The sequence below is a fragment of the Arthrobacter sp. ov118 genome (assembly GCF_900116495.1).
In the GTDB taxonomy this organism is placed as follows: Bacteria; Actinomycetota; Actinomycetes; order Actinomycetales; family Micrococcaceae; genus Arthrobacter.
This window is the reverse complement of the sequence record NZ_FPAY01000003.1, coordinates 379062-391270: the sequence shown is the minus strand read 5'-3', so window position 1 is coordinate 391270 and position 12209 is coordinate 379062. Positions and strand designations below refer to the sequence as shown.

Below are 12209 nucleotides of genomic sequence, written 5' to 3'. Positions count from 1 at the left end.
GTCAATCCTTCCGGAGGGCCGTGATGGTAACGGCATCAGGGGTGGTTTGGTTGACTGCCGGGACCGTGGAGCCAGGCAGGGAAGCGGCGGCGGCACCATGGGCCACCGCCTGACGGAGGCAATCAACCGGGGCGGCGCCCTGGCTGGAGGCGAGCAGGTATCCGGCCAGCGAGGAATCGCCGGCGCCGACAGTGCTGACCGCGGTGACCGGCGGATGCGTGGCCAGCCACGCGCCGTCGGCCGTCACAAGAACGGCACCCTTGGAGCCCAAGGTGGCCAATACAGCACCCACCCCGGAGCGCACGACCGCGGCGGCGGCCGCTGCTGCAGCCTCCGGGTCCGCTTCAAGCTCCTCGGCGGATTTGTTCGTGGCGAACCCGGTTGCGGCTGCCAGTTCCACCAGTTCCTCGGCGTTGGGTTTCAAGAGGTCCGGCTTTCCCGAGGTTTCGCCGGAGACCGCTGCGGCGAGAGGTTCGCCGGATGAGTCGACGGCGACCCTGGGTGCGGCCTCGCCATCAAACTGGGAACGCAGCCGCCGGGTGACGGTGGCGTAGAAGTCGGCTGGGACTCCGGGTGGGAGCGAGCCGGCCAGGACAACCCAGGCGGCGCCGCGGGCCTGGTCCAGCAACAGGCCGATCAGTGCCTCCTGCTGGTCCTCGCTGAGGACCGGTCCGGGTTCGTTGACCTTGGTGGTGACGCCGCCGGGTTCGGTGAGCGCCACGTTGCTGCGCAGCGGCTCGCCGATCGGGAGGGCCGCGAAGGGCACGTCGGTCTCCCGCAGCCCGGCGAGGACGGGATCGGCCTCGGCGCCGGGGAGGACGGCGATCGTCTTCAGCCCCGAGGCCACGAGGGCGCGCGAGACGTTGACGCCCTTGCCGCCGGATTCCTGGCGGACGGAGACGGCCCGCTGGACTTCCCCGCGGAGGAGGGGGCCCGGCAGGGCCACGGTGCGGTCCAGGCTGGGGTTGGCGGTGAGGGTGACAATCACGCGACCAGCACCTCCACTCCGGCTTCCGCAAGGGCGGTGGCGAGTTCCCGGCTGGGTTGCATGTCTGTGATCACAGTGTCCAGATCTTTCAACGAGGCGAACTGGACCAGCGTCTCCGCGTCCAGCTTGGAGGAATCAGCCAGCACCACAATGCGGCGCGCTGAGTGGACGAAGGCCGCCTTGACGGCGGCTTCTTCAGGATCGGGTGTGCTCAGCCCGAAGGCTGCATGGATGCCGTTGGTGCCGATAAAGGCGATGTCCGGGCGGATCCGGCGTGCGGCCTCCACCGTGGACTGGCCGACCGCGGCCTGGGTCAGCCCGCGGACTTTGCCGCCGAGCACATGCAGGGCGATGCCGGACTGGCCGGACAGCCTGGAAGCGATCGGCAGGGAGTGGGTGATGACCACGAGTTCGGCGTCGGATCCCGCCGCCGGGACCGTGCCCGTCCCGGCGGCACCGGCGACCCGGGCGGAGAGGAGTTCGGCCAGGGCCTCGGTGGTGGAGCCGGCGTCGATCAGGATGCTGCCGGCAAGGCCCTGGGGAATGAGGGCCAGGGCGGCCTCGGCGATGCGCACCTTTTCGGGCTGCCGCTGGACAGTCCGCTCGAGGACGCTTTCCTCCGTGGTGCTGACGCGGTCCGGGGAAACCGCGCCGCCGTGGACGCGGCGGACGCTGCCGGCGGCCTCCAGGGTGGCGAGGTCGCGGCGGACAGTTTCGGTGGTGATGCTGAAGCGCTCGGCCAGGTCCGTGACACTGGCCCGGCCGCTGGCGTAGATGAGCCCCACGATCAGCTGCTGGCGCTCTTCGGCGAACACTTACCCTCCATTGCGTACTGCGTCGGTACTGGTTCTGGTTTTTGCCCTGCGGATCTGCTCTTGCCGCTTCAGTGACTCCGATCACATGAAATGGAATTGCTTGACTTTATCTTTGTTCTTGTTGGTTTGTCAATGGAAAAACCACATGAACGCAGACAGGGTGGCTTTGGGGGGCCGGGGACATGTCCACTGGACGGCTCGCTGCGTGGGCATGCCCTTTCGTAGGGCGGATCGAGAGGGGACATGTCCCGTCTTTCCCGCAAGGAGCGGGCAGTTTGGGTGCATGTCCGCTGGTTGTCCGCTGGGACGGATATGCCCATTCTCTGGCACAGGCTGCGAGGAACATGTCCATTCCTGGAGTGGCGTCCTTGGGCGGCGGGAAACTTGGCCGCTGGTTGTCCACCGAAAAGGGGACATGCCCGTTTTGGATCGGGCTGCGGGGCACATGTCCATTCCTCAGGGGAGGTCGTGGGGTCGCACGGGACATGTCCAGTGGTGGGGCGGGCCTCTGGACATGTCCGCCGGATGGAAGGCGCCGCGAGAGACATGTCCGGTGGTTCTCCAACGCGAGCAACATGTCCATTCGTCGGGCGCGATCACCGGGGACATGTCCAGTGGTTGCCTCGAGGAGTGGGCAATTACGGTCCATGTCCGCTCGTCGTCCGTTGCGTGGGATATGTCCATTCTTTGGCACGGGCTGCGCGGAACATGTCCATTCTTCAGATGGCATCTTGGGATGGAGGGGACATGTCCAGCGGTTCGACGGTGTGCGCGGGTCCACGATGTGCGCGGGACATGGCACTCGTGGGGGCGGATCCTGGAGGGCATGACCAGTTTTCCGGGCAGACGCCGGTCCCGCTTCAAAGTCCGGCCCGGCTATCGGGTCGTGGGTTTCCGCGCCGCGTAGGCTGCGGGCGAGTTTCAGATGTCTGCGTCGCGGCTCTCATTGCGGGTGACCGTCTCGCCTGTGTTCGGGTCTACTACAGTGCGACTTTCGCTGACCCGGCGCGAGCGGCCGCGGCCGGGGGAGGCCATGACGAGTGACGCGATGAGCCCAATGACACCGACCACCATGAGGATGTAGCCAATCATGGTCTGGTTCACATTGGGGATCAGCCCCGGGGCGACGGCCCAGGCGAGGATGGCGCCAATGGCGATGAGGAAGATCGCGGAACCGAGTCTCATAACGTGCTCCTTGATGCCTCGGGCCAGATGAGGATGCCAAGCATGCTGTCCGGTGTCACGCTACAACCCCTTCTTGGCTGTTTCAATCAACCAGCCAAGAAGGAATTTCCGCCGTTTCCCGACGTCGGCGGTGTTTTCGGATCGTCGCACCCGGTCCGGACAGGCGCACCGTGGCAGCACGGGCGCACCGTTTTCGGTCGTACGCCCCGCGGATCCGAGCCGCGGAAGTCCGTTTCCGTGGCGCATTGTGTGTGGAGCCAAGCAGAGGCGGCGGAGGTTCGTTTCCATGGCGGAAGCGCCCCTGCAACCAGGCAGGGGAGCGGAACGGCAGCCCGTGCTGGATAGGCTGGGCCCATGGAAACGGTCCTCTGGTCGAAACCCGAACACGAACGCGCCGGCACGCCGCTGCTGGTGATGCTCCACGGCTATGGCACGGACGAATCCCGCATGTCCAAGTTGTTCGGCTCGCTGCCAGCGGAGTTCAGCTGCGCCGCCCTGCGCGGACCCAAGGACTTCGGAGGCTACTACGGCTGGTTCGTCCTGGACTATTTCCTGACCCACGACTTTGCCGACGTCATCGCGGCCACCAACACGGTTTTGGCTTGGATCGAGTCGGTCAAGGCCCGGCACAGCAGCGTCAGCCTGCTCGGTTTTTCGCAGGGAATGGCCATGGCCAGCACGCTGCTGCGGCTCCGGCCGGAACAGTTCCGTGCCGTCGTTGGGCTGTCCGGCTTTGTCCTCGATAACGAACTCCTTGCCATGAGCGAATCGTTTGACGCCCGGCCGCCGTTCTTCTGGGGCCGGGACAAGGCCGACGTCGTGATCAATGACGCCGCCACCGAACACACCGCGGACTGGCTGCACCGGCATACGCAGCTGACGGCCCGGACCTATCCGGGCATGGGCCACACGATCTCCAAGGCCGAGCTGGTGGACGTTGCCGCGTTCCTGCGCCACTACGTCCTGCGCTAACCCCAACCCGCACGGCCGGCCGCCCCGGTTCTGGCTAGACCGGTTCCCGCTAGATGGCGGCGGCCAACCCGTGGTCAACCCGCGCCAACCCGCGCGGCGGGCACCCGCCCAGGCCGGACCCGCGGCCAGCGAGGCGGCCCCGGGTCCGCCGCTTCCCGCCCAACCCCTGCAATCCTCCACTTGCGCGAAAAAAATGTAAGCGCTTACAATCAACCTCGGCCATGAACACCGGGCTTACTACTTCAGGGGAAGAAAGGGCTGGGCCCAGTGCTCGAGGCTAGAACTCCGCGCGTGACAATCCAAGATGTCGCAGCGCTCTCCGGACTCTCCATCTGCACCGTCTCCCGGGCGCTGCGGAACCTGCCCAACATCTCCGAACGAGCCCAGGCCCGGGTTAGCGATGCCGCAGCCAAGCTCGGTTACAAGGCCTCGTCCGCCGCCTCCCGCCTCGCCGGCGGCAGCACCGGCTCCGTGGCCATCATCGCCCCCACGGCCACCGCCTGGTTCTTCGCCCAGGCCGTGGAAGCGGCCGAGGAAGTCTTCGCCGACAGCGGCTACGACACCGTGCTGATCAGCCTCCGGAACCGGCCCAGCGTGCAGCAGAAACTCTTCGGCGACCTTGCCGGGCTGTCCCACCGGGTCGACGGCGTGCTGTTACTCAACATCGCCCTCGACGCGGCCGAGATGGCAGCCCTCGCCGAGTCGGGCCTCGCCGTGGCCAGCGTCGGGATGCACGACGTCCCGTGGGACAACGTGGGCATCGACAACGAGGAAGCCGCCCGCACGGCCACGAACCACCTGTTGGGGCTGGGCCACTGGGACCTCGCGATCCTCGCGGGCAGCGAAGCCGGGGCGCCGTCATTGGTGACCGCCGGCGATCGGCGCCGAGGCTTCGAACGCGCCCTGGCCGAGCACGAACTGACGGTCGACCCGGACCTCGTGATCAACGCCGGATCCAGCATTGAGGGCGGCCGCAGGGCCATGACGGAACTCATGGAAAACCGCCGCGTACCGTCCGCGGTTTTCGCCGGCTGCGACGAAACGGCCTTCGGCGCACTCATGGCCCTCAGGGATCTCGGTTTGTCAGCACCGAAAAACGTGTCCATCATAGGAATAGACGATCATCAGATGAGCTGGTTCCTGGGGCTGACCACAATCGCCCAGCCGGTAGCGGATCAGGGCGCCTTCGCGGCCAACCTCCTGATTGAAAGACTTCACCGCTCGGGGCTCCCGAACCCCCCGTCGCACCACACCCTGGAAACGAAGCTCATAGAACGCAAGAGCACCCGCCGCCGCCGCTGAAGGCTGGCGGCGCTTTCCCCGGGCCGTCCGCACCGCGCCCGGCCCCGGCGCCCGCAGATGCGCGCCAGCACTTCACCCGGCGCCCGCAGGCGTGCGCCAGCATTCCAGCCAGCACTCCAGAACCGCCCCATCTCCATATCCGCGTCCTACCCGTTGTCTTGCCTGTCCGCCGTCTGAAAGGACTTTGACCATGACCGCAGTTCCCGACACCTCCGGACTGGCCGGTGCCATCTCCGGCGCGTCCGCCATCCTTTTCGACCTCGACGGCGTCCTGACGCCTACCGCGGTGGTGCACGAGCACGCGTGGCAGCAGCTCTTCGACGGCTATCTGGCCTCGGTCCCGGACGCAGCCCCGTACCGCGAGAGCGATTACTTTGACCACATCGACGGCAAGCCGCGGTTCGACGGCGTCCGGGACTTCCTGGCCTCCCGCGGAATTGTGCTGCCCGAGGGCCCGGCGGACGACGACCCAGCAAACGAGACCGTCCACGGGCTCGGCAACCGCAAGAACAAAGTCTTCAACGACATCGTGGAGGCCGGCGGAGTCCAGCCGTACGAGGGCTCCGTCCGGTTCGTCGACGCCGCGCTGGCGCGCGGACTCAAGCTCGCCGTCGTCTCCTCCTCCCGGAACGCCCCGGCCGTGCTCAAGGCCGCCGGTCTGTCCGACTACTTCCCGGTGGTGGTCGACGGCGTCGTCGCCGTGGCCGAGGGGCTGCCCGGCAAGCCCAGCCCGGCCACCTATGAATATGCCGCGCGCCTCCTGGACCTGCCCAGCCAGGACTGCGTCGTGGTGGAGGACGCCGTCTCCGGCGTCCAGGCCGGCAGTGCGGGCACCTTCCGTTCGGTGATCGGCGTCGACCGCGGAGCCGGCCGGCAGACGCTCCTCGACGCCGGCGCCACGGTAGTGGTCAACGACCTCGCCGAACTGCTCTAGCCCGCACCCGCCAATCCGCACTGCTTAATCCCGCCCGAAGGAACCCCTGAACCATGGCTCTTATCACCTCGGACCGCGCCCGGTTTCCCAACGACCCCTGGCAGCTGGTCGAGACGGTCCATCTCCCCGGCAACGCCGGCACCCTGGAGACCCTGTTCAGCCTGGGCAACGGGCACCTGGGCATCCGCGGCGCACACTGGGCCGCAGCCGACGCCGACCTTCCCGGCACGTTCATCAACGGCTTCCACGAGACCTGGGACATCAAGCACGCGGAGAACGCCTACGGGTTCGCCCGGACCGGGCAGCGGATCCTCTACATTCCCGACGCCAACAACTTCACCGTCATCATCGACGGCGAGCAGCTGAGCCTGGACGAGTCCACCGTCCTGGACTACCGGCGCAGCGTGGACTTCGCCAGCGGCGTCTACGAGTGCCGGATCATGTGGCAGTGCCGGTCCGGCGCCACCGTGACCACCACCGAGCGCCGTGCCGTCGGCTACGAATCCCGCGGCGCGCTTGGCATCAGCCTCGAAGTGGCCGCCGACCGCGATATCTCCGCGGACGTCACGTCCTCCGTCATCAACCGCCAGGACCAGCCGGTGGAGGACCACTCCGCCCACGATCCGCGCCGCGCCGGCCGGCACGCCGGGCGCGTGCTGCTGCCCTTGCGGCTCGACGGCGCCGACGGTTCATTGCGCATGTCCTGGGAAGCGGCGGAATCCAAGCAGCGGCTTGGCATGGCCGTGGACCACTGGACCTCCGCCGAAGTGCAGCCCTTTGCCACCCAGGTGGACCAGGACGAGAGCAGTGTCCGCTACGTGCTCGCCGTCAGCGCCGACGCGCCGTTCGTGCTCGAGAAGAGCGTGAGCTACGCCGTGGGTCAGGCCGCGGAGGACCTGACGGACAACGCCGAAGCCGCCCTCAAGCCGCTCAGCGAGATTTTCGCCCAGAGCCAGGCCCACTACCGCGACTACTGGAAAACCAGCGACATCGTGGTGGCGGGACAGTCCGAGCTGCAGCAGGGCATCCGTTGGAACCTGTTCCAGCTCGCCCAGGCCACAGCCTGCGCCGATGTGGCCGGCATCCCGGCCAAGGGCGTGTCCGGTTCCGGCTATGAGGGCCACTACTTCTGGGACCAGGAAGTGTACCTGCTGCCCTACCTGACCTACACCAACCCGGGCAACGCCCGGCAGGTCCTGGAATTCCGCCATGACCTCCTGCCCGAGGCCAAGATCCGTGCCAAGGAACTCAGCGTCGACGGAGCACTGTTTCCCTGGCGCACCATCAATGGGCTGGAGGCCAGCGCCTACTACGCGGCCGGCACTGCCCAGTTCCACATCGCCGCCGCGATCGCGTTCGCCACCAACAGGTATATCTGGGCCAGCGGAGACACCGAATTCCAGGAAACCCTCGGTGCGGAGCTGCTGATCGAAACCGCCAGGATGTGGGCGTCCCTGGGCTTCTTCGGCAAGGACGGGCTCTTCCACATCCACGGCGTCACCGGCCCCGACGAGTACACCGCCGTCGTCAACGACAACCTCTACACCAACGTCATGGCCCGCTTTAACCTCCGCGCCGCAGCCGGCCTGAACTACCCCGAGGTCAGCGACGCCGAGCGCCAGCTCTGGGAGCAGGCCGCCAACCGTATGCAGATACCGTACGACGAGGACCTTCAGGTCCACTCCCAGGACAACGACTTCATGACCCTGGAACCGTGGGACTGGACGACGCCGCGGTCCAAGTACCCGCTGCTGCTGCACTTCCACCCGCTGGTGATCTACCGGCACCAGGTCCTGAAGCAGGCGGACACCGTGCTGGCCATGTTCCTGCAGTGGCAGGACTTCTCCGCCGAGGAAAAGCGCCGCGCCTTCGACTTCTACGATCCCATCACCACCGGGGACTCCACCTTGTCCGCCTGCGTCCAGGGCATCATGGCCGCCGAGGTCGGCTACGGCAAGGCCGCGCTGGACCACTTCACGCACGCCCTGTTCATCGACCTCGACGACACCCACGGCAACACGATCGACGGCGTGCACATCGCCTCCACCGGCGGGGTGTGGAGCTCCCTGGTCAGCGGCTTCGCCGGTCTCCGGGACCAGGGCGCCGTGCCGTACTTCGACCCGCGACTGCCCGCCGAATGGGACGGACTCGCGTTCCACCTGAAGATCCAGGGCCGGCTCCTGCAGGTCGCGTTGGCGCAGGAGTCCATCACCTTGGCGGTCCGCGACGGCGCCTCGCTGGAGGTCGACGTGCGCGGCGAACTGCTCGCCGTGGGCGGCGAGCCGGTCCGCGTACCGCTGGCGCCCCTCGCGGCCCCCGAACCCACGGTCTTCCCCAGCGGTCCGCCGACGGCGTCGATCCCGGTGGTTCGCGCCAGCGTCTGACGCTCCGCCAAGGCAACGCGGAGTCACTTACCGCCCATAAGGCCCCTCCGAAGGGGCCGGAAGTGACCCCGCGTTGCTTAGAGGAGCCAGCCGTTGTCCTCCGCCGCGCGCACGGCCTCGGCCCGGGTGCGGGCACCTGTCTTGCCCATGGCGCTGGAGAGGTAGTTGCGGACGGTCCCCTCGCTCAGGAACGTGGCCTGGGCGATGCTGGCGACCGTCCCGCCGTGGGATGCTGCCCGGAGGACGTCCGTCTCTCGCCCCGTGAGGGGGCTTTCCCCGCTGGTCAGTGTCTCGGCTGCGAGGGCCGGGTCCACAACGCGCAGCCCGCGGTGGATCCTGCGGACGGCGTCGGCGAGCTGCCGGGCCGGGGTGTCCTTGACGACGAATCCGCCGGCACCGGCCTGCAGTGCCCGCCGGAGGTAGCCGGGCCGGCCGAAGGTGGTGACCATCAAGACACGGCAGGCCGGCGCCGCGGCACGGACCTCGGCGGCCGCGGCTATGCCGTCCAGCCCCGGCATGTCGACGTCGAGCAACGCCACATCGGCGCGGGACTCCAGCGCGGCGGCCAGCACTTCGTCGCCGCGGCCCACCTCGGCCACAACCTCAATATCGGGTTCCAGGCCGAGCAGCGCAGCAATGGCGCCGCGCACCAGGGCCTGGTCGTCCGCGATCAGCAGCCGGATCATGCGCTCACCCGCACACGGAAGCCGCCCATCGGGGAGGGGCCAAGGCTCACTGTCGCCCCGTGCGCAGCCGCGCGTTCCCTCAGGCCCCGCAGGCCACCGCCGGCGGAAGCCCCGGCCGGGCCTCGGCCGTCGTCGTCGATCTGGATCGCGCTTCCGCTCAGGGTAACCGTGCACCGGTCCGCACCCGAGTGCCGCACCACGTTGGTCACCGCTTCCCGCAAGACCCACCCGAAAAGCTCCCGGGACTTCGCCGGAACCTCGTCCGCCGCACCCGGAAGCTGCGGCTCGATCCCAGCCGCTTCCAGCGCGCTGCGGGCGCTGGCCAGTTCGGAGCTGATGTTCACGCCGCGGTGTCCGCTGACTGTGGCCCGGACATCCGCCAAGGCGCCGCGGGCCAGGTCCTCCAGCTGCGCAACCTCCACAGCGGCCTTCTCCGGAGCGATCGCAATCAGCCGGCCCGCGAGTTCTGCCTTGACGGCGATAACGGTGAGCGAATGGCCCAGAATGTCGTGCATGTCCCGGGCCACTCTGTTCCGCTCCTCGGCAACGGCGAGTGCGGCCAGCTCGTTCTGGGCGCTGCGCAGCTGCCGGACTGTCTCGGTCTGGCGGCCGAAGGCATGCATCATGAGTCCGCCGGACAGAATGATGGCCGGCTGCACCAGAGCCTGCTCCCAGGCTTCGCCGGCGGCGAGCTGCAGCAGCAGGGCAGAAGCGCTGAGCCCGGCGATCAGGTAGTAGCCGGTCCGGCCCGGGTACGCCTGCATCGCTGCCGCCACCGCAACAAAGGTCCAAGTCCATGAGGACTCCGGACCCAGAGTCAGAAACAGCAGGAGGTCGACGGCGAGCAGGACGCCGAACGCGGCGAGCTTGAATTTCAGCGTCCGCCCCCAGCTCAGCGGCGGGAGCGCGGCGTACACCACAAACAGCGCCACCATGTTGGCTCCGATGGCGAGCTTGAGCAGCACCGGGGTGTCGTCCACCATGCGGGCCGTCCACGCACCCGTTCCCCAAAGGAGAGCCGAGACGCCTGCGCCGATGTACCAGCGCCGGGCGCGGGGCTGGGCCAGCGCGGAGCGCCAGTCCGTCCCCGCGTCAGGTCCCGGCGCGGTCCAAGTTTCGTTCGAGCAACTCATATGGCTACCTTAGGGGCGGGCCTGGGCTAAACGCGTTTGGTGTCGCGCCGGAACGCCAGCGCGGCGCCGGCGCCGAAGAGGACAAGCCAAAGCAGGACGTTGCCGACCGCGAGCCAGTTGAACGCCTCGCCGGACAGCGGGGCGCGGGCGATCTCACCGATCCCGTACGTCGGTGTCCACACGCCGACCGCCTGCAACAGTTCCGGCAGCTCGCTCAGCGGCATGAAGATTCCGCCGAAGAAGGCGAGGAATGCCAGCACCGGGCCCATGAACTGCATGACGTTTTCGGATGGCACCAGGTAGCCAACCAATAGGCCGAGGGCCGTGAACACGAGCGATCCGAGCCAGGCAGCCAGCCCGGCCAAAATCCACACCTGCCACGGCATCCGAACCCCTGTTGCGACACCGGCGGTAAAGGTGGCGAGCACGGCGAGCAGGCCCAGCACCAGGCCCCCGAGGATCTTCACCGCGATGTTCGCGGCGGGCGTCAGCGGGGTGATCCGCAGCTGCCGGCTCCAGCCCAGGGCGCGTTCCAGCGCGACGGCGCCGCCGGCTGCCGTGGAGGCGAGCATGGCTCCGTACACGGCGAACGAGATCATTGCGTAGGCTGCGACCGAGGTTCCGCCGGCACTGACCGGCTGGCCCGGGTCCAGGGGTTCGTTGGTGTACTTCGCCCCGATCAGCACGAACATGATCACGGGAAAGGCCACGGTGAAGAACACGGTGCGCTTGTTGCGCAGCCGCCGTCGCAGCTCTATCTGAAGCAGTGTGAGGTTGAAGCCGCCCAGCGGCGGGACACGGCGTTCGACGGCGATGCTGCCGGGAAGAGGAAGTGTGCTCATGTCAGGAATCGTCTCCGCGCTATTCTCCGGCCGCGCCGGGGTCATCCGAGGTCAGTGCCAGGAAGGCGTCCTCGAGGTTATGTGAGGTAATTTCCAGGTCGATGGCGTCGGTCCGGGTCAGCAGGTAACGGGCGACGGCGTCGGAGTTGCGGGTCCGGACCGTCAGCTGCCCGCCATGGAGAGCAACGGAATCCACACCATCGACGGCGGCCACGGCCGCCTGCTCGAGGTCGGTCACGGTGGCACGCACAGTGCGCCCGGCGGCCAGGGCCTTGATTTCTGCGGCCGTGCCGTCAGCCACGATCCGGCCCCGGCGGATCATGACGATACGGTCCGCGTATGCATCGGCCTCGTCAAGGTAGTGGGTGGCAAAGATAACGGTCCTGCCACGGGCGGCGTCGCTCCTGATTGTGGACCAGAAGTCCCGGCGCCCCTCCACATCCATCCCGGTGGTGGGCTCGTCGAGAATCAGCAGCCCGGGGTCGGAGAGCAGGGCCATGGCGAAGCGGAGGCGTTGCTGCTGGCCCCCCGAGCACTTCTCCACGAGCCGGTCGCCGATCTCCAGGATGCCCGCCCGCTGGAGCACCTCGTCGACCGGGCGGCTGTCAGCGAAGAGAGAAGCAGTCAACCGGACGGTCTCGCGGACGGTGAGGTCCTTGAGCAGTCCGCCGGTCTGCATCACCGCGGAGACCTGGCCGCGGGCGATGGCGGCACGTGGTGTTGCCCCGTAAATGCTGATTTCGCCGCTGTCCGGCTTGCCCAGACCGAGGAGCATGTCGATCGTGGTGGTCTTGCCGGCGCCGTTCGGGCCGAGGAAGGCCACGATCTCGCCGGGCCGGATGTGCAGGTCGACGCCGTCGACCGCCTGCACGTTTCCAAAGGACTTGCGCAAGCCGGAGGCTTCAACAGCCGCGGGCGTGGCGCCGGGTGCGCCCACCATCGGGCGGACCATGAGATTTTCTGACATG

The 12209-nt window shown here is 67.9% G+C and carries 11 protein-coding genes; 4 read left to right on the top strand and 7 right to left on the bottom strand.

The window, feature by feature from the left end; translation table 11 throughout:
* Window position 1: 1 nt before the first annotated feature.
* From BM372_RS09360 to BM372_RS09350, 3 genes are all read right to left on the bottom strand, one after another.
* Window positions 2–988, bottom strand: a complete 987-nt coding sequence (locus BM372_RS09360; RefSeq protein WP_090954422.1) for a 1-phosphofructokinase family hexose kinase — start codon at window positions 986–988, stop codon at window positions 2–4.
* The gene (locus tag BM372_RS09355; protein WP_090954420.1) at window positions 985–1803 is read right to left on the bottom strand and encodes a DeoR/GlpR family DNA-binding transcription regulator; all 819 of its coding nucleotides are present in this window, start codon (window positions 1801–1803) and stop codon (window positions 985–987) included. Before BM372_RS09355 ends, BM372_RS09360 begins: the two co-directional genes overlap by 4 nt.
* Before the next feature lie 921 nt (window positions 1804–2724).
* Window positions 2725–2988 carry a DUF6458 family protein gene (locus BM372_RS09350; protein WP_090954418.1) on the bottom strand — a complete coding sequence of 88 codons (264 nt, stop codon included), beginning with the start codon at window positions 2986–2988 and terminating at the stop codon, window positions 2725–2727.
* A gap of 354 nt (window positions 2989–3342) precedes the next feature.
* Between BM372_RS09350 and BM372_RS09345 the strand changes: the two genes are divergently transcribed.
* The 4 genes from BM372_RS09345 (at window position 3343) to BM372_RS09330 (ending at window position 8580) form a co-directional block, all read left to right on the top strand.
* Complete coding sequence (locus BM372_RS09345; RefSeq protein WP_090954417.1) at window positions 3343–3960, top strand: alpha/beta hydrolase; 618 nt, start codon at window positions 3343–3345, stop codon at window positions 3958–3960.
* A gap of 291 nt (window positions 3961–4251) precedes the next feature.
* Window positions 4252–5262 carry a LacI family DNA-binding transcriptional regulator gene (locus BM372_RS09340; RefSeq protein ID WP_256214145.1) on the top strand — a complete coding sequence of 337 codons (1011 nt, stop codon included), beginning with the start codon at window positions 4252–4254 and terminating at the stop codon, window positions 5260–5262.
* A 190-nt stretch (window positions 5263–5452) separates the two neighbouring features.
* The gene (locus tag BM372_RS09335; RefSeq protein ID WP_090954413.1) at window positions 5453–6196 is read left to right on the top strand and encodes an HAD family hydrolase; all 744 of its coding nucleotides are present in this window, start codon (window positions 5453–5455) and stop codon (window positions 6194–6196) included.
* A 53-nt stretch (window positions 6197–6249) separates the two neighbouring features.
* Window positions 6250–8580 carry a glycoside hydrolase family 65 protein gene (locus BM372_RS09330; RefSeq protein WP_090954411.1) on the top strand — a complete coding sequence of 777 codons (2331 nt, stop codon included), beginning with the start codon at window positions 6250–6252 and terminating at the stop codon, window positions 8578–8580.
* A gap of 77 nt (window positions 8581–8657) precedes the next feature.
* On the opposite strand, the gene BM372_RS09325 is transcribed toward BM372_RS09330, so the two are convergent.
* From BM372_RS09325 to BM372_RS09310, 4 genes are read right to left on the bottom strand one after another with little or no spacing between them, the layout of a single operon-like run.
* Window positions 8658–9266 (bottom strand): response regulator transcription factor, encoded by a 609-nt coding sequence (locus tag BM372_RS09325; RefSeq protein ID WP_090954409.1) that lies wholly within the window; start codon window positions 9264–9266, stop codon window positions 8658–8660.
* Window positions 9263–10399 carry a sensor histidine kinase gene (locus tag BM372_RS09320; protein ID WP_218160860.1) on the bottom strand — a complete coding sequence of 379 codons (1137 nt, stop codon included), beginning with the start codon at window positions 10397–10399 and terminating at the stop codon, window positions 9263–9265. Before BM372_RS09320 ends, BM372_RS09325 begins: the two co-directional genes overlap by 4 nt.
* A 26-nt stretch (window positions 10400–10425) precedes the next feature.
* Window positions 10426–11241: an ABC transporter permease gene (locus BM372_RS09315; RefSeq protein WP_090954591.1), complete on the bottom strand. Its 816-nt coding sequence runs from the start codon at window positions 11239–11241 to the stop codon at window positions 10426–10428.
* Between the two features lie 19 nt (window positions 11242–11260).
* Window positions 11261–12208 carry an ABC transporter ATP-binding protein gene (locus tag BM372_RS09310; protein WP_256214144.1) on the bottom strand — a complete coding sequence of 316 codons (948 nt, stop codon included), beginning with the start codon at window positions 12206–12208 and terminating at the stop codon, window positions 11261–11263.
* Window position 12209: the final 1 nt, after the last annotated feature.

What these genes read in the sequence shown, in the direction of transcription:
- BM372_RS09350 (WP_090954418.1), bottom strand. Translation starts at nt 2,988, where the DNA reads ATGAGACTCGGTTCCGCGATCTTCCTCATCGCCATTGGCGCCATCCTC.
- BM372_RS09345 (WP_090954417.1), top strand. Translation starts at nt 3,343, where the DNA reads ATGGAAACGGTCCTCTGGTCGAAACCCGAACACGAACGCGCCGGCACG.
- BM372_RS09335 (WP_090954413.1), top strand. Translation starts at nt 5,453, where the DNA reads ATGACCGCAGTTCCCGACACCTCCGGACTGGCCGGTGCCATCTCCGGC.
- BM372_RS09330 (WP_090954411.1), top strand. Translation starts at nt 6,250, where the DNA reads ATGGCTCTTATCACCTCGGACCGCGCCCGGTTTCCCAACGACCCCTGG.
- BM372_RS09325 (WP_090954409.1), bottom strand. Translation starts at nt 9,266, where the DNA reads ATGATCCGGCTGCTGATCGCGGACGACCAGGCCCTGGTGCGCGGCGCC.
- BM372_RS09320 (WP_218160860.1), bottom strand. Translation starts at nt 10,399, where the DNA reads ATGAGTTGCTCGAACGAAACTTGGACCGCGCCGGGACCTGACGCGGGG.
- BM372_RS09315 (WP_090954591.1), bottom strand. Translation starts at nt 11,241, where the DNA reads ATGAGCACACTTCCTCTTCCCGGCAGCATCGCCGTCGAACGCCGTGTC.
- BM372_RS09310 (WP_256214144.1), bottom strand. Translation starts at nt 12,208, where the DNA reads ATGTCAGAAAATCTCATGGTCCGCCCGATGGTGGGCGCACCCGGCGCC.